Source organism: Azospirillum brasilense, assembly GCF_005222205.1.
GTDB classification, from domain to species: domain Bacteria; phylum Pseudomonadota; class Alphaproteobacteria; order Azospirillales; family Azospirillaceae; genus Azospirillum; species Azospirillum brasilense_G.
The window spans coordinates 437,029-461,416 of record NZ_CP032348.1 but is presented as its reverse complement, the minus strand read 5'-3'; the positions used below and the strand labels follow the sequence as shown (position 1 = coordinate 461,416).

The 24,388-nt window shown below is 71.4% G+C and carries 15 protein-coding genes; 8 read left to right on the top strand and 7 right to left on the bottom strand.

Features of this window, described 5'->3' with window-relative positions; translation table 11 throughout:
* Positions 1–9 precede the first annotated feature (9 nt).
* The 6 genes from D3869_RS28030 to D3869_RS28005 form a co-directional block, all read right to left on the bottom strand.
* Positions 10–822: an ABC transporter permease gene (locus D3869_RS28030; protein ID WP_137142966.1), complete on the bottom strand. Its 813-nt coding sequence runs from the start codon at positions 820–822 to the stop codon at positions 10–12.
* Positions 819–1,718 (bottom strand): ABC transporter permease, encoded by a 900-nt coding sequence (locus D3869_RS28025; protein ID WP_247896025.1) that lies wholly within the window; start codon positions 1,716–1,718, stop codon positions 819–821. The genes D3869_RS28030 and D3869_RS28025 overlap by 4 nt, the downstream gene beginning before the upstream one ends.
* 50 nt (positions 1,719–1,768) lie before the next feature.
* Positions 1,769–3,334 carry an ABC transporter substrate-binding protein gene (locus D3869_RS28020; protein WP_137142964.1) on the bottom strand — a complete coding sequence of 522 codons (1,566 nt, stop codon included), beginning with the start codon at positions 3,332–3,334 and terminating at the stop codon, positions 1,769–1,771.
* 178 nt (positions 3,335–3,512) lie between these two features.
* Entirely contained in the window at positions 3,513–4,568 is a 1,056-nt protein-coding gene (locus D3869_RS28015) for a helix-turn-helix transcriptional regulator (RefSeq protein ID WP_137142963.1), read from the bottom strand.
* A gap of 158 nt (positions 4,569–4,726) precedes the next feature.
* Positions 4,727–5,134, bottom strand: a complete 408-nt coding sequence (locus D3869_RS28010) for a glycine-rich domain-containing protein (RefSeq protein ID WP_137142962.1) — start codon at positions 5,132–5,134, stop codon at positions 4,727–4,729.
* Positions 5,135–5,669: 535 nt separating this feature from the next.
* Positions 5,670–6,377 (bottom strand): Crp/Fnr family transcriptional regulator, encoded by a 708-nt coding sequence (locus tag D3869_RS28005; protein ID WP_137142961.1) that lies wholly within the window; start codon positions 6,375–6,377, stop codon positions 5,670–5,672.
* 369 nt (positions 6,378–6,746) lie between these two features.
* Here D3869_RS28005 and D3869_RS28000 point away from each other — a divergent pair, with 369 nt between their 5' ends.
* The 8 genes from D3869_RS28000 to D3869_RS27965 all read left to right on the top strand — a co-directional run bounded on the left by D3869_RS28000 (position 6,747) and on the right by D3869_RS27965 (position 22,085).
* Complete coding sequence (locus D3869_RS28000; RefSeq protein WP_137142960.1) at positions 6,747–9,044, top strand: ATP-binding protein; 2,298 nt, start codon at positions 6,747–6,749, stop codon at positions 9,042–9,044.
* Complete coding sequence (locus D3869_RS27995) at positions 9,037–9,519, top strand: response regulator (protein ID WP_094304150.1); 483 nt, start codon at positions 9,037–9,039, stop codon at positions 9,517–9,519. The genes D3869_RS28000 and D3869_RS27995 overlap by 8 nt, the downstream gene beginning before the upstream one ends.
* A gap of 28 nt (positions 9,520–9,547) precedes the next feature.
* Positions 9,548–12,451, top strand: coding sequence for a PAS domain S-box protein (locus D3869_RS27990; RefSeq protein WP_175426647.1), 2,904 nt, complete (start codon positions 9,548–9,550; stop codon positions 12,449–12,451).
* Positions 12,452–12,518: 67 nt separating this feature from the next.
* Positions 12,519–15,026: a phosphoenolpyruvate--protein phosphotransferase gene (ptsP, locus tag D3869_RS27985; protein ID WP_137142958.1), complete on the top strand. Its 2,508-nt coding sequence runs from the start codon at positions 12,519–12,521 to the stop codon at positions 15,024–15,026.
* The gene (gene pfkB, locus D3869_RS27980; RefSeq protein WP_137142957.1) at positions 15,023–15,994 is read left to right on the top strand and encodes a 1-phosphofructokinase; all 972 of its coding nucleotides are present in this window, start codon (positions 15,023–15,025) and stop codon (positions 15,992–15,994) included. Before ptsP ends, pfkB begins: the two co-directional genes overlap by 4 nt.
* A gap of 26 nt (positions 15,995–16,020) precedes the next feature.
* Positions 16,021–17,874 (top strand): PTS fructose-like transporter subunit IIB, encoded by a 1,854-nt coding sequence (locus D3869_RS27975; RefSeq protein ID WP_137142956.1) that lies wholly within the window; start codon positions 16,021–16,023, stop codon positions 17,872–17,874.
* A gap of 170 nt (positions 17,875–18,044) precedes the next feature.
* Entirely contained in the window at positions 18,045–20,441 is a 2,397-nt protein-coding gene (locus D3869_RS27970; protein ID WP_247896024.1) for a sensor histidine kinase, read from the top strand.
* 99 nt (positions 20,442–20,540) lie between these two features.
* Positions 20,541–22,085: a tetratricopeptide repeat protein gene (locus D3869_RS27965; protein ID WP_137142955.1), complete on the top strand. Its 1,545-nt coding sequence runs from the start codon at positions 20,541–20,543 to the stop codon at positions 22,083–22,085.
* Here the strand turns inward: D3869_RS27965 and D3869_RS27960 are convergent.
* Positions 22,040–24,331 (bottom strand): TonB-dependent receptor, encoded by a 2,292-nt coding sequence (locus D3869_RS27960; RefSeq protein ID WP_175426646.1) that lies wholly within the window; start codon positions 24,329–24,331, stop codon positions 22,040–22,042. The two genes, D3869_RS27965 and D3869_RS27960, sit on opposite strands and share 46 nt — an antisense overlap.
* Between the last annotated feature and the right edge of the window lie 57 nt (positions 24,332–24,388).

Here is a 24,388-nt window from a genome sequence, read left to right as displayed (position 1 = left end):
TGTCCTCCGCTACCGCTTCCGCGGATCAAGGTTCTCGCGCAGGCCTTCGGCCAGCAGGTTGACGGCCAGCGCGATGGCGGCGACGGTGACCGTCGTCGCGGCGATCAGGTGGGGGGCGTCGCGCAGGTCGGCCAGCCCGTCGCGGATCAGGGTGCCCAGCGACACCGAAGGCTCCTGGATGCCCAGGCCGAGACCGCTCAGCGTGGCCTCCGCCACCATGAGCGGTCCGATGGACAGGGCGGCCCGGATGGCCACCGGCCCGGCGAGCGCCGGCAGGAGATGACGGCGGACGGTGTGCAGCGGCCCCGCGCCGAGGGCGGTGGCGGCCCGCACATGTTCGGCGGTGCGGTTCGACAGGGCCAGTGCCCGGCACCAGCGGACCTGCGAGGGCCACGCCGCCAAGGTGAGCGTCAGCACCATGGCCTCCGTGCCCGGCCCCAGCAGCGCGGACGCGACGATGGCGAGCGACAGCTCGGGAAAGCCGTGCAGCAGGTCGGCCAGCCGCAGGACCACGGCGTCCGTGCGCCCACCGATCCAGCCCGCCATCCCGCCCGACGCGACGCCGAGCCCCACCGCCAGGGCGAGCGCCAGCCCGGCGATGGCGAAGGAGGTTCCCGTCCCGGCGATCAGCCGGGCGGCGACGTCGCGGCCCAGCCCGTCGCACCCCAGCGGATGGGTGGCGGACGGTCCGGCCCAGGCCTGCCCGAGATCCATGGCGGACGGATCGAGCGGCAGCAGAAGAACGGCCAGGGCCAGCGGCACCGCCAGCGCCGCCGCAAGCAGCAGCCCGGCGCGTCCGGTGTAGGAACGCATGGCGATCATGACGGCTTCCCATCGTCGCGCAACCCATCGTCGCGCAGCCGTGGATCGGTGAGGCCGATCAGCATCTCGGCGGTCAGGCTGATGGCGACCTGCAGCAGGACGAAGACGAGAACGGCGGCCCCGGCGACCGTGTGGTCGCGGGCCAGCACCGCCTGGACGGTCAGCCGCCCGATCCCCGGTAGGGCGAAGACCGTCTCCACCGCCGCCGTGGTGGTCAGGATCGTCCCGGCCACCGATCCGACCGCCGCCGCCAGCGGCACCAGGGCGTTCGGCAGGGCGTGACGCAGCAGAAGGGCGGCCCGGCCCAGCCCCTTGGCGCGGGCGGTGCGGATGAAGTCGCGTCCCAGCACCTCCATCACCTGGGTCCGCGTGAGGCGGGCGATCATCGCCGCCGCCGGTAGCGCGAGCGCCGCCACGGCCCAGGGCGCCGTACCGGACCCCGCCAGCATCAGCCATGTCGCCAGCGCCAGCGGCGGCGCCGACAGGACCAGCACCGACCCGATTGTGAGGGCGGTGCCCGGCCATGCCCGCCGGACGTCGGCCGCCGCGAGCCCCAGCGCGAGGCCGAGGGGCAGGGCGAGCGCCGCAGCGCCCGCCATCAGACCGAGCGTCACCGGCAGGGCGTCGCCCAGCAGCGCCGTCACCGGCACGCCGCCGTAGCGCAGCGATTGGCCGAGGTCGCCCAGCAGAAGGTCCAGCGCGTAGTTGAGGAATTGAACGGCCAGAGGCTGGTCCAGCCCGGCGTCTTCCCGCAGCCGGCGGATCATCTCCGGGTCGGCGGCCCGCCCCTCGACCATCAGCAGGACCGGATCACCGGGAAGCGCGTGGGAGGCCAGGAAACTCGCCAGCACGGCGGCGCCGGTCAGCAGAAGCAGCCCCGGCAGGCGCCGGGTCAATCGCCAGCCCAGTCGCCGGAACGCAAGGCGGCGGCCGGGCCGGCGCGCCGTCATGGCAACCGGGCGGCGTGGTAGTCGGTCGTGCCGTCGGGCCGGATGACCAGCCCGGTCACACCCGGGCGCACCAACGCCACGAATTGCGGCACCGGCAGGGGCAGCCCCACGGCCTGCTCGCGGAGCAGGGCCTCGGCCTCCCGGTAGAGCGCGTTGCGGGCGACGGGATCGGCGAGGCCGCGCGCCTGCTCCATGAGCCGGTCGAAGTCCGGGTTGCGCCAGTGGGTGCGGTTGGTCGGGCTGGCGCTGTGCCACTGGGTGGCGAGCTGGTCCATGGGATCGGGGAAATCCGCCGTCCAGCCGTTGATGAACAGCGCCTCGCGCCCCTCGTTGATCGCCGCCACGAAGGCCGCCCGCTCCTGGATGCGCACGCCGACCGGAATCCCCAGCACCGCGGTGAGCTGGGCGGCGAAGTAGGTGGCCTCCTCGCGCACGTTGGGGCCGCCGGCGATCTGGAGCGGCGGCAGGCCGCGCCCGCCGGCGTGGCCGGCCTCCGCCAGCAGCGCCTTGGCCCGGCCCGGATCGAACGGGGCCGGCGGCACCGCGTCCGGCTGGTAGCCGTCCAGGCCGGGCGTGACGAATCCGTTCGTCAGCGCCGCCCGTCCGGCGTGGAGTCCGTTGACCGTGGCGACCCGGTCCAGCGCGAGGCCGACCGCCTCGCGCACGCGGCGGTCGCGGAAGGGCGGGTACAAATCCTGGTTCAGCGCCAGATAGCGCACCTGCGCGCGGGCGAAGGCCTTGATCTGCCCGTCGTAGCGCGGCTGGCGGACCACGGTGCGCACGGCGTTGTCGGGAAGCGGCGCGACGTCGAGGTCCCCGGCGTCGTAGCGCGCCAGCAGCGTGTTGGGGTCGGGCAGCACCGCCAGCGACACGGCGTCCACGGCGGGGGCGCCGCCCCAATAGGCGGCGTGGGCCTCCAGGCGGACGGACTCGCCGCGCCGCCAGGATGCGAGGCGGAACGGACCGGTGCCGCCGGACGCGCGCTCGTGCCACGCCGGTCCGAACTCCGCCTCCATGCCGCGGTCGACGAACAGGAAGGGGTAGAGCGGGAACAGCGCGTCGGGTTCGGTCAGCCGCACGACGAGCGTGTGGGGGTCGGGAATCGTGACGCCGGACAGCGCCGCGGCGGTCCCCTGCTGCAGCGCCGCGGCCCCCTCGACGCCGCGCAGGTAGAAGGCGCTGTAACCGGGCTGCGGCTTGCGCGTCAGATGGTGTTCCCAGGTCCACAGGACGTCGGCGGCGGTGAAAGGGCGCCCCGAATGGAACCGCGCGTCCGGACGCAGCGTGAAGCGCCAGCTCCGCCCGCCGTCCGGCGTTTCCCAGCGGGTGGCCAGCGCCGGGACGGCGTTGCCGGCGGAGTCAATGGCGGTGAAGCCCTCATAGACCTGCCGAAGGACGCCGGACGAGACCAGTCCGGGAAAGACGAACGGATCGATCGTCGTCAGATCGTCGGACAGGCTGGCCCGCAAGGTTCCCGCCATGGCCGGAAGCGCGGCGCCGCAAACGCCGGCTGTGATGGCCAGAAGGGTCAGAAGCGCGCGGAGGAGGGTGGGCAGAGGCATGATGTGGGACGCGGTGACCGGGGAGTTTGAGAACCAGACGCCCCTGCCTCCTTCACAGCCTCCGGCCAGAGCGGAGCCGGAAGCGCGCCGGACGTCCGCCATATGTATGCATAAGAGAGCATGCATATCCAGGTAATCGCGCCGTCGGCGATGCGTCGGAGAGGATACCCGGATTCGATCAGACGCGCGACCCGAAATGCCAGCAGATCGTCGTCACCTGCCGCACGATCCCCGCTTGGTTGCGCAGTCCGGTCTTGCCCAGGATAGACGAGACCTGGTTGTAGACGGTGCGCCGCTCCACCCCGCGGTCCTCGGCGATCTCGTCGACGCTCCGGCCGGAGCACAGGGCCAGCGCGATTTCGGCTTCCGAGGTGGTGATCTGAAGAAGCTCGGCGACGGCGCGCGCCGACACGATGGGCAGCACATCCGGATCGACCAGCGTGAGAAGAAGGATGCCGTTCATCGGGCCGCCGCTCCCGACGCTCTGGGCGGGCGGCTCCGACAGGGTGGCGAAGTAGGGCGCCGGCTGGTCCAGGCGCGACACGCGCAGCGTGATCGGCGTGCGGGTGCGGCGGCGGAAGAAGCCGGCGGCCCGCTTGCCCAGCTCCGCCTGCTCGGTCGGGGCGCCGGGGATGCACAGCCGTCCGCCGACGATGGACAGCCCGTCCCCCCGCGACAGGATGGAGGCGAAGGACGGGTTGCCGTCGATCACTTGGCAGCGTGGCGTCAGCAGCGCCGCCGGATAGGGCAGGGCGTCGAGAAGCCGGACGACGAAAGAGGGCTGGCCCGACGGCGGCAGAACGCTGCCACCGTTGAGGGAAATCAGGCTGTCGAAGCCACCCCGGACGCTTTCCTGGACGTTGCTGGTGACGTCGCGCCGGATCTGGTACCACCAGCCGTCCGTGTCATCCAACCGCTCATAGGTGATCTGGATGACCCGCCCGTCGGAATGGAGCGTGAAGGACTGCCAGAACCGGTTGAACCGGCGGAGATCCTCGGCGTAGCCGATCCATCGGGCCGGATCGGAATAGATGGTGTCCGAACTGAACTTCTTGTGCTTCACGCATTCCCACACGATGTCCCGGAACGTCACCGAGCGGGAAAAGTCGATGAAGGGATAGATCGTCTTCTGCTTGTCGTTGGTCGCCAGCAGCGTGTCGCTCTTGTCGAAGACGGTGAGCGCGGCGTTCATGTCCCGGGCGCGGCTGGAGAGGTCGTGGACCAGATCGGACATCAATCCTTCCTCCCTTTCGCTGCTGGGGGTTGCGGGCCGCCCCCCTGACCCCGGCCTGGGCCACCGGTCAGGGGGGCGTCGCGAAGCGCGCTGCCGTTCGAACGAATTTAGCAGAAAACCGGCCGCATCATGCAACGCTCAATACGATGGTATGACGTTCAGGCCGCCTCGACCGTGAGATAGCAGCCGGCGAGTTCCTCCGTCCGCAGTTCCACGCCGAGGGTCGTACGGAAGGCGTCCTGCGTGTTGGCGACGGCCTTCTGCCAAGCGGCGGCGTCGGGAGCGTCCGGGTGATGGTGGACCCGGGCGCCGACCAGCCGCTTCATGTCCGCCTCGTAGCGGTCCATGAACAGGATGTGCTCGTGCCACGCCGCGTCCGCCGCCTTCGTCGGCACCAGGATCAGGTTCGGCTTGGCCGCCACGACGACGAGGAACTGGCGGTAGGCCTCGACCGAGTCCGTGGCCTGCTCCGGCGTGTAGCCGGCCATCTCGAGCCGCTTGTTGATGAAGGAGAGGTCCAGGTTTGCCGGCTGCACGGAAGGGAGGCGTTCGCTGTTGTCGTTCATTCTCGATGATCCTTTCAGAAGGGAACGAGGTTCACTGCGGTCCTCAAGGGCCGAAACCGGCCGGTGCGCTGCGGCAGAAGGGTGGCCGCCGGCATGTCCGGTCCGATCAAGAGGGAGGCTGGCGGTGTCACGACGGCCGTCGCCTGCGCATGGCGTCGGTCGGCATGGCCCGGCAACACGCCGGGGAAACCGCCAAGGCTGCGTTCGTGTGCGCAACGCGCCCCGTCAGCGTCTGCAACAGGCCCGCCATGCACCCCTCCTGCATACCCGAGTGTATCCTAATACCGGTTGTGCAACTGCTCAAGAGCATATCGCGTATTTGTATTGAATCTGAACGATCATTTCTTCGAAATTGCATGCATACGCAATCTGTTTCGTAAGAGTGACGGTCTGAAGCCCCGCTTCGCAAGGAAGGGGAGGCAGTCTTGCGGTCGCCTCGTCCTTTGATGCTCTCGTGCAAACCATGGATCCGCGCCGACGCGGCAGACCGATCCTCGGTCCAGCGGGGGCGGGCCGGGACGGGGGCGGGCGTCGCTCAACCGTCCAGCGCCACCGTCTCCAGCGCCGGCAGGTCGCAGGCGAAGACGTTGGGCGCCCGCTCGACCACGAGACCCGCGCGCTTGAACTCGGCGATGGTGCGGCTGGCCGTCTCCATGCCGACGCCGAGCATCGCGCCCAGATCCTCGCGGCCCGACAGCAGGACCGGGTCGTTCGGCGCGTCGGCGGCGAGCTTCAGGAACAGCCGGGCCAACCGCCGCCGGGCACTGCCGGTGGACAGTTCGGTCAGCCATTCGTCGGCCTGATGGAGAGATTGGTACCAGCGCTCCATCAGGCGGGCGTGCAGGCGCGGCGTCTCCTTGCTCAGCCGTTCGACCACCGCGCGCGGCAGGCGGCAGGTCTCCGCCTCCTGAAGCACGACGGCGGTGTGCTCGTAGGGTTTGCCGACCAGCACCTCCAGCCCGGCCACGGCGCCCCGGCGGAGCAGCCGGACGATGCGCTGCGTGCCGTCGGGCAGGAACTGGACCAGCTTCACCAGCCCGCTGCGGATCGTGTAGAGGGAGCCGCCCTCGTCCCCCGCGCTGTAGAGCGTGGCGCCGGGCTGGAAGCGCAGCTCGTCGATGGGGATGTGGATCAGGTCGAAATCCTGGTCGCGCAGATCGCCGAACAGGACGAGGTCCCGGATGGCGCAGCTGCTGCAGCGCGCGGTGCCCAGCCGTGCGGCGTCAATTCCGTTCCGATGCACCCCTGCCTGCCTTCCGTCCGCCGGACCCGTTCCGGTTCTCCCCGCTGCGCCGGAGGAATCTTACGTGGTCCGGTCGAAAAGTTCCAACCGCGTGGATCCGCCCTGGGCGATATCCCGTATCCTGCCTTATCCCCCTTTCCCAAGGCGCGCGCGACGAAAGCAATATATATGACCAATTGCTTATGCCATTGTTCTGAAGTGGTATTGTCTCAGTCTCTCGCCGTTGATAACCAAAGAGATGCCCGTCAAGCCAAACATTCGACATTATCTGAAATCATCGAATAGACCGGACGGCGAGCAGGGTATTAAGGAGCGACCTATTGGATTGTCTTTGTTTTGGGAGTGAACGCTGCCACAAGGACCGGCGCCATGACCGTTGGTGATTTGGATCTCGACGCCTGCAGTCGGGAACCGATCCATCGCCCCGGCAGCATCCAACCCCACGGCATGCTGCTGGCCTTCTCCGGAAGCGACACCGGCGCCACCCTGATCCAGGCCAGCGCCAACGCCGCCCCGGCGCTTGGCCTGCCGTTGGAGCGGGCGTTGGGACAGCCGTTGGAACGGGCGCTGCACCCGCAGATCGCCGCCGCAGTCCGCTCCTTCCTCGCCGCCGGTCCGGTTCCCTCCCGCCCGGTGCCGGTCGCCTTGACCAAACTGCCCGGTGCCGGCCGTCACCAGCTTCTCGCCCACGCCGTCGATGACTCGGCGGGCAACAGCGTGGTGATCCTGGAGCTGGAACGGTTGGAGGGGCTGGAAACCGACCTCCTCGATCATGTCTACCCGCGCATGCGCGAGGCGCTGGAGCGGCTGGACGCGCTGAACACGCCGACCGACCTCCTGGGCTGCGCCGCGCAGGAGGTCCGCGCGCTCACCGGCTTCGACCGCGTGCTGATCTACCGCTTCGACGCCGACTGGCACGGCACGGTGGTGGCGGAGGACGGGAACGGGCGGCTGCCCTCCTATATGGACCTGCGCTTTCCCGCCTCCGACATCCCCACCCAGGCGCGCGAGCTGTACCGGCTGAACCGCCAGCGGCTGATCCCCGACGCCGGCTATGCCCCGGTGCCGCTGGTTGCGCGGCCGCCGGTCCCCGAAGGGACGCCGCCGCTGGACCTCAGCTTCTCCGTCCTGCGCAGCGTGTCGCCGGTGCATGTGCAGTACATGCGGAACATGGAAACCGCCTCCTCCATGTCGGTGTCGATCCTGCTGCACGGTGCGCTCTGGGGGCTGGTCTCCTGCCACCACCACGAGCCGAAGGCGGTGTCCTACGCCGTGCGCTCGGCCTGCGACCTGATCGCCCAGATCCTGTCGGTGCGCATCGCCGCGGTGGAGGACCGGCGCGACGCGGAGCACCGCATCGCCCTGCAGGCCATCCAGGCGCGGCTGCTGGCCGCCATGGCCCAGGCCGATCCCTTCATCGCCGGGTTGACCGAGCATCCCGACGACCTGCTGCGCTTCGCCAATGCCAGCGGGGCCGCCGTCGTCTTCGAACGGCGCTGCACGCTGGTCGGTGAAACCCCGACGGAAGAGCAGGTGCGCGGCCTTGTCGACTGGCTGGCCACCCAGGGCGAGCCGGAGCAGTTCGAGACCGACAGCCTGCCCGCCCTCTACCCGGCCGCGGCGGATTTCGAAGGCAAGGCGGCGGGGCTGCTGGCCGTCGCGGTGTCGAAGCTGCACGCCAGTTACGTGCTCTGGTTCCGGCCCGAGGTGGTGCGCACCGTCCGTTGGGGCGGCGACCCGCGCAAGCCGCTCGGCCGCGACGGGCAGGGGCAGGGGCAGGGACAGAGGTTGAGTCCGCGCACCTCCTTCGAGACCTGGAAGGAGACGGTGCGCCACCGCGCGCTGCCCTGGACCGCGGCGGAGCGCGACACCGCCGCGGCGCTGCGCCACGCCGTCATCGGCATCGTCCTGCGCAAGGCGGAGGAGTTGGCCTCCCTGTCGCGGGAACTGGCGCGCTCCAACAAGGAGCTGGAGTCCTTCTCCTACTCCGTCTCCCATGACCTGCGCGCGCCGTTCCGCCACATCGTCGGTTACGCCGAACTGTTGCAGGAGCTGGAGGCGGACCAGCTGAGCGCAACCGGGAAGCGCTATCTGGACGTCATCGTGGACGCGGCCAACAGCGCCGGCACTCTGGTGGACAATCTGCTGCACTTCTCCCAGATGGGCCGCAGCGAGTTGACCCCTGTGTCCATGGACATGAACGCCTTGGTGGCGGAGGTGCGGGAGACGCTGGCGCCCGACACCGCCGGGCGGGCCATCGAATGGGACATCGCCCCGCTGCCCACGGTGCGCGGCGATCCCGTGATGATGCGGCTGGTTCTGCAAAATCTATTGTCGAACGCCATCAAATATTCCCGCGGGCGGGAACCGGCGCGCATCGCCGTGGGTTGCGAAGACCGGCCCACCGAAACCCTCTTCTTCGTCAGGGACAACGGGGTCGGCTTCAATCAGGCTTACGAAAAGAAGCTGTTCGGGGTCTTCCAACGGCTGCACCGCAACGAGGAGTTCGAAGGCATCGGCATCGGTCTGGCCAACGTGCGCCGCGCCGTGGACCGCCATGGCGGACGGACCTGGGCCGATGGACGGCTCGACAAGGGGGCCATCTTCTACTTTACGCTGCCGAAGGCCGGGACGGCGAAACCGGATCTGCGAGAACTCGATGAGTGACCTGAAACCCATCCTGCTGGTCGAAGACAACCCGCGGGACCTGGAGCTGACCCTGGCGGCGCTGGAGAAATGCCAGCTTGCCAACGACGTGATCGTCGCCCGCGACGGCGAGGAGGCGCTGCGGATGCTGACTCGGCGCGACCCGGAGACGGGCAAGCCGACCCAGCTTCCCGCCGTCGTCCTGCTCGACCTCAAGCTGCCGAAGATCGACGGGCTGGAGGTGTTGGAGCGGGTGAAGAACGACCCCGAGACCCGGCACGTCCCCATCGTGATGCTCACCGCGTCGCGCGAGGAAAGCGACCTCGTGCGCAGCTACAAGCTGGGCGTGAACGCCTTCGTGGTGAAGCCGGTGGACTTCAAGGCCTTCTTCCAGGCGATCCGCGACCTGGGCGCCTTCTGGGCGATCCTGAACGAACCTCCGGTCGGCTGCGCCCGCCGCCCGGCGGGAACCCCGCCCGCGGGAAAAGGCGCCTGAAGGAATGCCCTCCGGAATGCCCGCCGCCATGCCCGCGGCCGTGACCATCCTGCATCTGGAAGACAGCCCGCTGGACTGCGAGCTGGCCTGCGCGCGCCTGCGCAAGGCGGGAATCGCCTGCGACGTGACCCGCGTGGACACCCGCGCGGCCTTCGAGACCGCTCTGGACGGGCGGCGCTTCGACCTGATCCTGGCCGACTTCTCCCTGCCCAACTTCGACGGGCTGGAGGCGCTGGGCATCGCCAAGGCGCGCGTTCCGGAAACCCCCTTCCTGTTCCTGTCCGGGCGGATGGGGGAGGAGACGGCGGTGTCGGCGCTGAAGATGGGCGCCCGCGACTATGTGCTGAAGCAGCGGCTGGCCCATCTTCCCGCCGCGGTGGAGCGGGCGGTCGTGGAAGCCCGCACCCTGGCCGAGCGGCGGCTGGCCGAGGAGAATCTGCGCCGGCTGCGGCAGGCCATCGATGACATCCGCGATTACGCCATCGTCACGCTGGACCTGGAGGGCCGCATCACCTCGTGGAACGAGGGCAGCCGCCGCCTGTTCGGCCACACCGAGGAGGAGGCGCTGGGCCGTCCGCTCTCCCTGCTCTTCGCGCCGGAGGAACGCTGCGCGGAGAACATCCGCGGTCTGCTGGCCGGAGTGGCGGAGAAGGAGCGCTGCGAGGTCGAATGGATCCACGCGGCGCGGGACGGGCGGCGCTTCTTCGGCTCCACCGTGCTGACCGTGGCGCGCGACGCCACGGGCCGGCCGACCGCTTACTCGGCGGTGGTGCGCGACATCACCGACCGCCGCGCCTCGGAGATCGCGCTGCGCGACAGCGAGGCCAAGTTCCGCGCCATCGCGGAAAGCATGCCGCAGCTCGTCTGGTCGACCCCGCCGGACGGCCTTCCCGACTATTACAACCTGCATTGGTTCGCCTACACCGGCACCCGGCCGGAGACGATGACCGGCACCGCCTGGATGGAGGTGGTCCATCCGGACGACCGGGCGCGGACCGCCGCTCTGTGGACCGGCGCGGTGCGGTCCGGCGGCGCCTACGAGGTCGAGTACCGGCTGCGCGGCGCCGAAGGCCGGTATCGCTGGTTCCTCGGGCGGGCGGTGCCGCTGCGCGACGGCGACGGGCGGATCACCCGCTGGTTCGGCACCTGCACCGACATCGACGACGCGGTGAAGGCCCGGACGGCCCAGGCCGACGCCCGCGAGGACCTGGAGCGCCAGGTGGCCGAGCGCACGGCGGAGCTGGTCGCCGCCAACCGCCGCCTGCTGGGCGAGGTGGCGGAGCGGCAGCGCGCCCAGGCCGACCTCAGCGCGCTCTACTCCAAAACTCCGGTGCCGCTGCATTCCCTGGACGCCGAGGGCCGGCTGCTGAGCGTCAGCGACCGCTGGCTGGAGTTCATGGGCTACGAGAGCCGGGGCCAAGTGCTCGGCCGCAACATCACGGAGTTCATGCCGCCCGACGTCGCGCGGGAGCACCGGGAGCACCGCTGGCCGGAGCTGCTGCGCCTCGGCGCGTTCCAGGACATGCCCTACCGGCTGGTCAAGCGATCGGGGGAGGTCGCCGACGTTCTGGTCTCCGCCCGGATCGAGCGGGACGGGTGGGGGGCCTTTCTGCGCACCATGGCCGCGGTGGTCGACGTCTCCGCCCGCCTGCGCGCCGAGGCGGAGCGCGAGCGGGCGGAGGAGGCCCTGCGCCATTCCCAGAAGATGGACGCGCTGGGCCAGCTCACCGGCGGCATCGCGCACGACTTCAACAACCTGCTGACAGCGATCTCGGGCAATCTGGACCTGCTGCTGTCCAGGCTGGACACGGCGGAGCGGGCGGACCTGCGCGACTATGCCAGCCACGCGAAGGTCGGCGCGACCCGCGCCGCCGGGCTGACGCAGCGCCTCCTCGCCTTCGCCCGGCGGCAGCCGCTGCGCCCCGACGCGACGGAGCCCTGCGTGCTGGTCCAGGGGATGGAAGACCTGCTGCGCCGCACCGTGGGCGAGCAGGTGTCCATCGCGACCGATTGCCCGGCGGACGTCTGGGCGGCTTGGTGCGATTCCAACCAGCTGGAGATCGCCCTGCTGAATCTGGTGGTGAACGCCCGCGACGCCATGCCGGATGGCGGGCGCATCACCATCACCGCCGCCAACGCTCATCTGACGGCGGCCGACGTGGCGGACGACGCCTCCGGCGCGGCGCCCGGAGACTACGTCGTCCTGACCGTCGCCGACACCGGCATGGGCATGCCGCCCGACATCATCAAGCGCGCCTTCGACCCCTTCTTCACCACCAAGCCGATCGGGCAGGGGACCGGGCTCGGGCTGTCGCAGGTCTACGGCTTCGTCAGCCAGTCCCACGGGCTGGTGCGCATCGACAGCGAATCCGGGCGGGGCACCGCCGTGCACCTCTATTTGCCGCGCTGCGACGGGGAGGAGAGCGTCGGCCTGCCGCCGGGCGCCGCCGCGGCACCCGCCGCCAACGGCGCGGTGGATGGCGCGGCGGACAACACCGCCGGGACCGTGCTGCTGGTGGAGGACGAGGCGCTGGTCCGCATGGTCGCGGTGCAGGCTCTGGAGGACGCCGGGTTGGACGTCGTCGAGGCGTCGGACGGGGCGGAGGCGCTGGAACTCTTGGACGGCGGCCTGCGCGCCGATCTGGTGGTGACCGACGTGGGGCTCCCCGGCATGAACGGGCGGCAGCTCGCCGAGGCGGTGCATGAGCGGCGGCCCGAGCTGGGCGTGCTGTTCATGACCGGCTACGCCTACGACGCCACGCTCGGCACCGGCATCCTGGAGCCGGGCTGCGAGGTGCTGCAGAAGCCCTTCGAGACGACGGCGCTGGTCGCCCGGGTCACCGGCATGCTGGCCCACGCGCGCGGCGGCGGCAGCGGCCGTGATGGCGGTGGCGCCCTGCGCGAATCTGTCCCGGAACGTCACTGCGACTGATGCGTTACTCTCCTCCAAGGACGAGTCCGGCCGCGCGCATGGACTCCGCGCGGGGGGAGGACGGGCGATGCTTCAGGTCTCCGAATCGCAGGTGCGCCTTGGGCTCTCGGCGCCGGACAAGACGGAGGCCATCCGCATCGCCGGGCGGGCGATGGTCGACAGCGGCCTGATCGAGCCCGGCTACATCGACAGCATGCTGGGCCGCGAGGCGGTGTCCGGCACCTATCTCGGCAGCGGCATCGCCATCCCCCACGGGCTTCCCGACGCGCGCGATCTGGTGCGGCGGACCGGCGTGGTGGTCGTCCAGTTTCCCCAGGGCGTTGATTGGGGCGGCGGGGAGCCGGCGCGGCTGGTCGTCGGCATTGCCGCCAAGTCGGACGAGCACATCGCCGTGCTGCAACGGCTGACCGGCGTGCTGGGTGACCCGACGGAGGCCGCCCGTTTGGGCAGCACAAGCGACCCCCGCGCGATCATGGCCGTGCTGAACGGGGAGACGCCCGCCGTGCCCGCGGCGGAGGCCGACGCGCCTCCCATCGACGGGGATTCCATCGCGGTCACCGCCCCGTCGCCCCATGGCCTGCACGCCCGCCCGGCGACGGCGCTGGTCGAGGTCGCCAAGCGCTTCCGCGCGGAGGTCGCCGTCCGGCATGGTGGCGCCACGGCCAACGCCAAGAGCCTGATTTCCCTGTTGCGGCTCGGCGCGTCGGGCGGGCAGCCGCTGACCGTCACCGCCTCGGGCGAGGATGCCGCGGCGGCGCTCCAGGCCATCCGCGCAGCCTTCGCCGCCGGGCTGGACGAGCCCGTCGCCGCATCGCCGCCCGCCGAGGAGCCGGCGCCGCGGGCCGTCCCGGCGGACCTCGATTATGACGGGCGGGTGATCGCCGGCATTTCCGCCTCGCCCGGCGTCTCCACCGGTCCGGTCTGGAAATTCCAGCGGGAGGAGCTGACGGTCGCCGAGACCGCCCCCGATCCCGCGGCGCAGCACCGCCGGCTCGATCAGGCGCTCGCCGCCGCCGCCGCCGATCTGCGCAACCTGCATGAGGAGTTCTGGAAGAAGGCCGGCGCCGCCAAGGCGGCCATCTTCAAGGCGCATCAGGAGCTGCTCGACGATCCGGAGATGGTCGCGGAGGCCCACGCCCTGATCGACCGCGGTAAGAGCGCCGGCTGGGCGTGGCGTGCGGTCTACGAGGAGCGCGCCGGCACGCTGGCCCAGCTCGCCGACCCGCTGCTGGCCGGGCGGGCCGCCGACCTCAGCGACGTCGGGCGCCGCGTGCTGCGCCTGCTCGCCGTGGTGACGGAGAGCGTCGCCGCCCTGCCGGACCATCCCGTCATCCTGCTCGCCGAGGATCTGGAGCCCTCCGACACGGCGAAGCTCGACCCGGCCAAGGTGCTCGGGCTGTGCACGGCGGGGGGCGGCGCCACCTCCCACACAGCGATCATCGCGCGCTCGCTGGACATTCCCGCGGTGGTCGCCGCCGGGCCGTCGGTGCTGGACCTGGAGAACGGGCGCGCGGCGATCCTCGACGGCGACGGCGGCGTTCTGGTCGCCGACCCCAGCGAGCGCGACCGCGGCCGCGCCGCCGAGGCCCGGGTCAAGGTGGGTGAGCGGCGCGAGGCCGAGCGGCTCGACCGCTACAAGCCGGCCATCACCACGGATGGCAAGCGCGTCGAGGTCGCCGCCAACATCTCCGACCCGGCGGAGGCGGTGCAGGCCGTCGAGGCGGGCGGCGAAGGAGTCGGGCTGATGCGCACCGAGTTCCTGTTCCTCCAGCGCGACCTGCCGCCGGACGAGGAGGAGCAGTTCGCCGCCTACCAGACCATGGTGCGGGCGATGAACGGACTGCCGATCATCCTGCGCACATTGGACATCGGTGGCGACAAGAACGTCCCCTACCTGCGCATGCCGGCGGAGGGCAACCCGTTCCTGGGGGTGCGCGGCATCCGCCTGTGCTTCGAGCGGGAGGACCTGTTCCGCACCCAGCTCCGCGCCATGCTGCGCGCCTCGGTGGAGGGGCCGGTGCGCATCATGTACCCGATGATCGCCACCCCGGCGGAGCTGGAGCGCGCCAAGGCGATCACCGAGGCGGTGCGGCGGGAGCTGGACGTGCCGCCGGTCGAGCTTGGCATCATGATCGAGGTGCCGTCCGCCGTGATGATGGCCGACCGGCTGGCGCGGGAGGTGTCCTTCTTCTCCATCGGCACCAACGACCTGACCCAGTATGTGCTGGCGATGGACCGGCTGCACCCGGTGCTGGCCCCGCAGGCCGACGGGCTGCACCCCGCCGTCCTGCGCATGGTGGAGCGCACGGTGGACGCCGCCCGCCGCGCCGGAATCTGGGTCGGCGCCTGCGGCGGCGTGGCCGGCGACCCGGCCGGAGCGGTGCTGCTGTCCGGGCTGGGCGTCGCCGAGCTGAGCGTGGCCATTCCCGCCGTTCCCTCCGTCAAGGCGCGGCTGCGCGCCATCGCCATGGCCGACGCCGAGCGCGCCGCCCGCGACGCGCTGGACTGCGCCGACGCGGCCGAGGTTCGGGCGCTGGTCCGTCACCGTTTCGCCGACGCCGGAGGCGTGTCATGAGCGCATTGTCCACCCCACGCCCCGGCGTCGTCACCGTGACGCTGAACGCCGCCATCGACCAGACGCTCGACGTGCCGGGATTCGCCGCCGGAGCGGTCAACCGGGCGGTCGCCGAGACGCGGACCGCCGGCGGCAAGGGCATCAACGTCGCCGCCTTCCTGGCCGGGGCGTCCTTGGCGGGCGGCGCCATCCCCGTCACCGCCACCGGCTTCCTCGGCGAGGAGAACAGCGCCGTGTTCGACGCGCTGTTCCGCCGCCGCGGCATCCGCGACCGCTGCCTGCGCTTGGCCGGCCGCAGCCGGGTGAACATCAAGCTGGTGGACCGGGAAGGCCGCTCCGTCACCGATATCAACCTGCCGGGCCTGCATGTGCCGGCGGAAAGCTGGCGCGGGCTGCTGACCGTGGTGGACGACCTCGCCGCCGCCAACCGGACCTTCGTCCTGTCGGGCAGCGTCCCGGCGGGCGTGCCGGACACCGCCTACGCCGAGATGGTCACCGCCCTGCACCGGCGCGGCGCCTTCGTGGTGGTGGACGCCAGCGGCCCGCCGCTGCGCCACGCCGTGGCCGCCCGCCCCGACATGGTGAAGCCGAACGCGGCGGAGCTGGCCGAGCTGCTGGGCCGCCCCTTGACGGATCGGACCGAGGTGGTGCGCGCCGCCCGCGAGCTGTCGGAGTCCGGCATCGCGCTCGTCGTCGTGTCGCTCGGCGCCGAGGGCGCCGTCTTCGTGGAGGGCGGCCGCGCCCTGCTGGCCGTGCCGCCGCCCGTCGAGGTCGCCAGCACGGTCGGCGCCGGGGACGCCATGGTGGCCGGGGTCGTCGCCGCCCGGTTGGACGGGGTGGGGCTGGAGGAGTGCGCGCGGCGCGGCACCGCCTTCGCCGCCGGCACGCTGTCGCGCCTCGGCCCCGAACTGCCGCCGCCGGAGCGGCTCGCCGAGCTGATGCGGGCCGTTCGGGTGGAGGAATTGTAAGGCTTTTCAGCGCCGGAGGGATCGCGATGGCAAAGCTCGTGGCTGTGACCGCCTGCCCGACGGGGATCGCCCACACCGTCATGGCGGCCGAGGCGCTGCGCCGGACCGCCGTGCTGATGGGCCACGCCATCGCGGTGGAGACCCAGGGGGCGAACGGCGTGCAGACGCCGCTCGCCGCGGCCGACATCGCGGCGGCCGACGCGGTGATCCTGGCGACCGACATCGCCGTGGACGATTCCCGCTTCGCCGGCAAGCCGATCCTGCGCACCACGACCGCCGCGGCGATCCGCGACACCAAGGCGGTGATCGGCAACGCCCTGGCCGGCGTCCCCGGCGCAGCGCCGGAAGCCGCCGCTCCGCAGCCGGCCCCTCAGCCGGCTCCTCCGAAGCCGGCACCAACCGCAGTGCGCAGCCCCGGCCTGCTGGTCGCCATCACCGCCTGCCCGACGGGGATCGCCCACACCTTCATGGCGGCGGAGGCGTTGAAGCAGGCCGCCCAGGCCAGGGGCTACCGCATCAAGGTCGAGACCCAGGGCTCGGTCGGCGCGAAGAACGCGCTGACGGAGGAGGAGATCGCCGAGGCCGAGGCCGTCATCATCGGCGCCGACACCCACGTCGCCACCGACCGCTTCGCCGGCAAGCGCCTGCTGAAGACCTCGGTGGGAGAAGCATTGAAGCAGCCCGCCCGCGTGATCGACGAGGCGCTCGCCCTGCCGGCCCCGACCGCGACGGGGAATGCCGCCGCTCCCGCCTACGCCGATGCGGTGTCGGGGGCCAAGGCGCGGCAGAAGGAGGCGCAGTCCGGCCCCTACAAGCATCTGCTGACCGGCGTGTCCTTCATGCTGCCCCTCGTGGTGGCCGGCGGCCTGATCATCGCCCTGTCCTTCGTCTTCGGCATCGAGGCCTTCAAGGAGCCGGGAACCCTGCCGGCGGCGCTGATGCAGATCGGCGGGGAGGCGGCCTTCGGGCTGATGGTGCCGGTGCTGGCGGGCTACATCGCCTATTCCATCGCCGACCGGCCCGGCCTCGCCCCCGGATTCATCGGCGGCATGCTGGCGGCCAAGATCGGCGCCGGATTCCTGGGCGGCATCGTGGCGGGCTTCCTGGCCGGCTACATCGCCCGCTGGCTGCGCGACACCATCCGGCTGCCGCAGACTCTGGAGGGGCTGAAGCCGGTGCTGATCATCCCGCTCCTCGGCACGCTGGCGGTCGGTTTGCTGATGATTTACGTCATCGGCACGCCGGTCGCCGCGATCATGAGCGGGCTGACCGCCTTCCTGCAGGGCATGACCGGCGCCAACGCGGTGGCGCTCGGCGCGCTGCTCGGCGCCATGATGGCGCTGGACATGGGCGGGCCGGTCAACAAGGCGGCCTACACCTTCGCGGTCGGGCTTCTGGCCTCCAGCACCTACACGCCGATGGCCGCGGTGATGGCGGCCGGCATGACGCCGCCCCTCGGGCTGGCGCTCGCCACGATGATCGTGCCCAGCCGGTTCACGATGCAGGAGCGCGAGGCGGGCAAGGCCGCGGGCGTGCTCGGCCTCGCCTTCATCACGGAAGGGGCGATCCCCTTCGCCGCCAAGGACCCGCTGCGCGTCATCCCCGCGGCCATGGCCGGATCGGCGGTGGCCGGTGCCCTGTCGATGTGGTTCGGCTGCGGCCTGCGGGCGCCGCACGGCGGCGTCTTCGTGCTGGCGATTCCCAACGCGGTGGCTCCGCTCGGTCCCTACATCCTGGCCATCGTCGCCGGGACCATCGTCACGACGCTCGGCCTGATGATTCTGAAGCGCCGCGTCGAGGTGGACCCGACCGCGGCGCCGACGCTCGGCACCGCCGCGCCGACCTCGACCAGCCCCGCGCCCAGCGGGGCTGGTCACTGAGACGCCGGGACGACCGCACCCGCTGATTGTCGGCTCTACCGCAAATTAGTTTTAATTTTCGCCAAAATTGAAAGAACTCGACAACTCCAGAGTGCTATCGCTAGCTTTGCGTTGTTCCGCCGCCGGTCTCTTTCCGCGGCCCCCGGAGGAACGGCAGCCGGCGGAGCGTAATGAGGATCTCGTATCGCATAGCGACGGTGGGGGGAATCCCGGTGGTCATCGCGGCGCTGATCGCGGTGTCCGCCTGGATCTTGCTGGAGCGCGCCGGCCGCTCGCGCGAGGCCGCGGTCCTGGCCGGCACCGTCTACCGCGAGATGATCGCCGCCACCGCGGCCCGCAACGACTTCATCCACTCCACCCCCGAAGGCCGCCTGCCCCACGAAATCACGTTCCGCCGCGCCACCCACGGCGCGCGGGAGGCGCTGGAGGCGCTGGGCGGCTTGGCGGACCAGGGCGCCCAAGCCGACGCGGTCGACACCGCCCGCCGCGCGTCGGACCGCCACACCGCCCGGCTGGAGGAGCTGGTTGACGCCATCGCCTTCGGCGACGCCCGCGCCCGCGGCATGGCGGAACAGGAGGCGCGCCTGCTCGCCCTGGCCGAACAGGCGCGCCAACGGCAGCACGCCGGCAACGCCACGCTCGTCGCCTCCCTGGCCGAGGTCGACCGGCGGTTGCTGGACAGCCGTGCCGTGGTCGACGGTCTGCACGACCTGCGGGAAGCGGTGCTGCGCGCCCGGCTGGCTGCGAAGGACGCGGCGGCCACCACCGATTCGGACGCCGCCCCACCGCCCGAAGCGCAGCCGCGGCGTGATCCCTTGTCCCCCTTGCTGGACCGGTTGGAGCGCAGCGCGGACCGCCTTGCCGCGTCGCTGGCCCGGGCGGGGGAGGGGATGGGGCAGGACGGCGCACCCGCCGCCAGCGACGCCTATGAGACGGCCTTCGCCGAACTGACGCGGTTGCGCGCCGAGCGGCTGGACCGGTGGACGCTGCCGCAACTGGCGCCACGCTATGACGCCGTCGCCCAACGGATGCTGGACATCACCGGCACCGGCCATGGCGCCGTCCAGGCCGAGGTGGCGGAGCTTCTGCGCCGCACGGTGTCGGCCCACGCCATGGAACAGGAAACCCAGACGGTCGCCATGACCGCCCTGTCGCTCAGCGGACGGACCCTGAGAGCGCTGGAACGGCGCGACACGCGCGGACTGCGCGATGTCGCCACTGACAGCGGGCGGCTGCGCGACCGGGTGGCCGGGCTGCCCATTTCCCCGCTGATCCAGGACGGGATGCTGGCCGCCATCACCGCTTGGCGCGACGGGCTGGAGCGCGCCACCGACGGGCTGGCCCGCCAGAACGGGGCCATCGCCGCGATGGACATGGACGCCGCCGCGGTGATGAACACCGCCCGCCGTCTGAACGACCTGTTCCAGGACAGCGCGGTGCGCAGCGCCGGCCTGCTGCGCTCCACCCTGCTCATCGGGGCGACCATCGGCCTGCTGTTCGCCGCCGGGGCGGCGCTCCTGGTGGCCGGCGGCATCACGCGGCCCCTGCGCCGTCTTCAGGGCGCCACCCGGCGGCTGGCCCGCGACCCGCGCGACGGGCAGGTGACCGATCTGGAGCGGCGCGACGAGTTGGGCGACATGGCCCGCGCCGTCCATCATTTCGCCGCCGAGATCAACCGCCGCGAGGACGAGATGCGCCGGGCCAAGGAGCAGGCGGACTCCACCCTGGCGGAGTTGCGGCGGACCCAGGCCCATCTGGTGCAGGCGGAGAAGCTGGCCGCTCTGGGGCAGGTGGTGGCCGGGGTGGCGCACGAGATCAACACGCCGCTCGGCATCACGCTCACCACCTCAACCCTGGTCCGCGAGAAGGTGCCGAAGATGAAGCGCCTTCTCGATTCCGGCCAATTGCGCCGCCGCGAGCTGGAACGTTTCCTGACCGACCTGGGCGACGTGTCCGAGTTGCTGGTCAACAACACCGTCCGCGCGGCGGAACTGGTCCAGCGCTTCAAGGAGCTGGCGGTGGATCCGGCGGGCGAGACGCGCCGGCGCTTCGACCTGCGCCTCTGCCTGATGCAGGCGGTCGAGGCGCTGGGACCCTTCTGGGAGCCGGCGGCGCACCGTGTCGTCGTGGACTGCCCGCCGGGTCTGATGATGGACGGCTATCCGCAGGCCATCGCCCAGATCGTCTCGCACCTCCTGCTGAACGCGGTCAACCACGGCTTCGCGGCCGGGGAGGGGGCGGCCGGGGAGGGGGCGGATGGGCAGGAGGGAGAAGGGCGGAGCGGCACGGTGACGGTCGTTGCCCGCCGGGCCGCGGCGGACGTCGTGGAACTGGCCGTCGCCGACGACGGGCGGGGCATCCCGGTGGCGCTGCGGCCGCGCATTTTCGATCCCTTCTTCACCACGCGCCGTGACCGGGGCCACGCCGGGCTCGGCCTGCACATCGTGCACAACACCGTCAGCCAGCTCGGCGGCACCATCAGCCTGGAGGAGGGAGAGGCGGGGGCAGGCGGGGCGCGCTTCGTCATCCGCCTGCCTCCCGCCACGCCGGAGAAGGAGGGCGCGTGACGCCGGCGGACGCTTGCGCGCCGTGCCGGTTCCGGTTTACTGCAAGGCGAGTCCGTTCGACAATTTCCCGTTTGATGATTTAGCGCGGGGTGCGGGGGCATGGCGACGATCGAGGAAGCCTACGCGGTCGCCATCGAGCATCATCAGGCCGGGCAGCTGGACGAGGCGGCAACCATCTATCGGCGCATCCTGGACGCCGACCCGGAGCAGGCGCACGCCTCGCATCTGCTGGGCATTGTCGCCGGCCAGCGGGGCCGCCATGCCGAAGCCGTCGCGCTGATCGCCGCCGCGGTGGCGCGGGACGGGCTGAACACCGCCTTCCTCGGCAATCTGGGCGCGGCGCTGAAGGCCGCCGGTCGCTGCGACGAGGCCATCCGCCATTTCGCCCGCGCCCTGGCGCTGGAGCCGGCGGCGCGCGGCGTTCCGGGCAATCTCGGCTCCACCCTGGCCGCCGATGGCCGGATCGGCGAGGCCGTGCCCTGGCTGGGGCGCGCCGCCGCCCTCGACCCGGCGCAGTTTGAGACGTTCCTGAATCTGGGCATCGCGCTGCGCGACGCGGGCCGGTTCGACGAGGCGGAAACGGCGCTGGAAACCGCCAAGTCCCTGCGCCCGGACCATCCGCACCCGGTCTGCGAGCTGGCGGTGCTGAAGCTGGCGCTCGGCGATTTCGAAGAGGGGCTGGCGCTGTACGAACGGCGCTGGGACTACACCGGCCAATCCGCGGCGGTGTCCGGCAAGCCGGTGTGGCGGGGCGAGGACATCGCCGGGAGGACCATCCTCCTCTATTACGAGCAGGGTCTGGGCGACACCCTGCAATTCGTCCGCTACGCGCCGCTGCTGGCCGATCGCGGCGCGCGGGTGCTGCTGATCGTCCAGCCGGAGCTGCGCCGCCTGCTGGCCTCGGTGCGGGGAATCGACCGTCTGGCCACCTACGACGACGCGGCGGCGCTGCCGGATTTCGATCTGTGCTGCCCGCTGATGAGCCTGCCCTTCGCCTTCGGCACGCGCATCGACGGGATACCCTCCGGGGTCCCCTACATCACGCCGCCCCCCGATCTGGTGGCGGCCTGGGCGGAGCGGCTCGGCTGGAACCGGACCGGAGACTCCGCCGGAAAGCGCCCGCTGCGCGTGGGATTCGTCTGGTCGGGCAACCCGCGGCGCCACGACCCCACCTCCCACGCGATGGACCGTCGCCGCAGCGTGCCCTTCGCGCTGATGGAACCGCTTCTGTCGGTGCCGGGGATCGCGGCGGTCAGCCTCCAGGTCGGGGATGCGGCGGAGCAGGCGCGGACGGCCGTCGCGGCGGGGCGGCTCGCCAACCCCATGGCGGGTGTGGCCGACTTCGCCGACACCGCGGCCATCGCGGCGCATCTCGACCTCGTCATCACCGTGGACACGTCGGTCGCCCACCTCGCCGCCGCCATTGGGCGCCCGGTGTGGATGCTGTCGCGCTTCGACGCCTGCTGGCGCTGGTTCCGCGGGCGCGACGACAGCCCCTGGTACCCGACGATGCGCCTCTACCGGCAGGACTCGCCCGGCGACTGGGGACCGGTCATGGCCCGCCTGGGCCATGACCTTGCCGCAGCCGCGGCGCGGGATCAGAACTGCGCCGAGGCGCTCAGCAGGAAGGCCCGGCCCGGCTGATAAAGCGGGGTGACGGTGCCGAACTCCTGCCCGTAGGTGGCCCGGTCGGCGTAGGTCTCGTCGAAGAGGTTGCGGACGTCGAGGCGCAGCGCCAGGTTGGCGTGCTCCGGCAGCCGATGCTCCACGAACAGGTTGGCCGTCTGATAGCCCTTCAGCGGCCGCTGCCCGGCCTGCACCTTGTCGTAGTCGAGCACGAACTCCACGTCGGCGCCCAGCATCAGGTTCCAGGACTGCACGGTGTGGGCGCCGCCGACGGTGAAGACCTGCCCGATCGGCGTGGCGAGGTAGGTGCCGGTGTCAGAATCCGCGGGCCGCCCGTCGATCTTGACGTCGATGTCGGCGTATTTGGCGCGGATGAAGCCGTTCGTCCAGGCGTAGCCGAGACCCAGCTCATAGCCTTCCGACCGCACGTCGCGGGCGAGGGTGGCGCTCGTGGCGGCGAAGCGCGCGGCTCGGGCGTCGTCGAGCTTGGTGCGGAAGATCCGGCCTTCCGCGGTGAAGCCCTCGTAACGGGCCTCCAGCCCGGCGGTGCTGTTGTAGGCCGTCACCGGGCGCGGGCCGGCGCCATAGTTCCAGGCCGGATTCATGATGTAGTTCTCGGCCATCTGGACGCCGCCCCAGCCGCGCGACACGCCGGCCTTGGCGGTCAGGTAGCGGGGCAGCAGGTCGAACTCGCCGGACAGATTGTGGCTGAGGCCGTGGTTGGTCCATTCCCGTCCGGTCGTCCCCTCGAAGGTCTGGCGGTCGCCGCGCAGGCCGAAGGACAGGCGCAGACGCTCCATGGGCTCCAGCCGGGCCTGACCGTACAGGCCGTTGTTGCGCGCCCGCTCGGTCGCGGTCATCGTCCGGTCCCGGTAGTTGGCGCGGTCCACGTAGAAGTCGGTGCCCGTCGTGACGGTGCCGATCCGGAAGCCGAAGGTGTTTTCCAGCTTGCCGTTGAAGGAGCTGGTCGCCCCCTTGCCCGGATAGCTCCCCGGCACGGTGCTGCTGCCGACCGGGCGGGTGAAGATCGGCGTCTCCACGTCGGTGCGGCCATAGGCGATCACCAGCTTGGGGTTCCACAGCTCCGTCGGCAGGGCGTCGGTGTAGGTGAAGACCATGTTCTGGCGGTCGAGCGTGTAGTCGCGCACGCGCGGCTCCCAGGCCGGGCGCCCGGCCAGCGAGCCGATGTTCGCGCGGAAGGGCCGCGGCGCGTCGTCGTAGACCCGCTCGTAGCTGGCCTGGAAGCGGTGGCCGCTCTCCGTCTGCACCGCCGCCTTGCCGAGGCCGCTGACCACGTCCGTCTCGGTGCCGTCCACCTTGCGCCCGTTGCCCGCGGTGTATTTGCCGCCCTTGCCGTAGGTCACGGCGCCCAGCGCCTCCAGCCCCTGGTGGCGTCCGAAGCCGGCGAGGTTGGTGGTCAGGCCGGAGCCGTTGGTGTTGAAGGTGGTCTTGCCGAAGCCGCCGACGCCGTCGCCCGCCAGGAAGTCGCTCGCGTCCTTCGTCTCATAGGCGATGGAGCCGGCGAGCGCGCCCGGCCCGGCGTCGGCGGGGGCGACGCCGGCGTCGACCCGCGCCACCTTCAGCAGCGCCGGGTCGATCAGCGTGGTGCCGTTGTGGTGGAAAACCTTGTTGTTCTGGCGGCTGCCGTCGATGGTGACGGCCAGATTGGTTTCCTCGACGCCGTTGACATAGACCTTCTGCGACATCGGCAGGGAACTGCCCACGCGAATCGTCGGCTCGCCGGAGAAGACGTCGCGCAGGTCGCTCGGATTCTTGCGATCCAGATCCTCCTTGGTGATGGTGATGTTGCCGCTTCCGCTGCCGGCACCGGTCGAGGCGGTGACCGACACCGGCGCCAGCATCGTGACGTCGCCGGTCGGGGCCGGAACCAGCGTCGCGGAGCCGGTGCCGGTCATGCGGTAGCCGACGCCCGTCCCGGACAGCAGCGTGTCGAGCGCCTGGGCGGGCGTCATGCTGCCCGACACCGGGCGGGAGCTGCGCCCGGCGGCCAGATCGGCGGCGTAGCCGATCTGCCAGCCGGTCTGGCGCGCGAAGGCGTCGAGCGCCGCGGGCAGGGGTTGCGCCGGCAGCGCGAAGACCGTCGACTGCGTGGCGGCCGCGGGCTGCTGGGCCAGGGCCGGGGAGGGGAGGGCCAGGACACCGCCGAGCGCGGTGGTCGCCATCAGGGCCATGACCAGATGCCGGGCGGCGGCTCCCCGCGCGCATTCCATGAATTTGCCTGTCGAAACCGTCCGGCCTTCCATTCCTCACAACTCCCGTCTGCGCTGGTGGCGGGGGCGTGATGACCGGTGTATGCACCG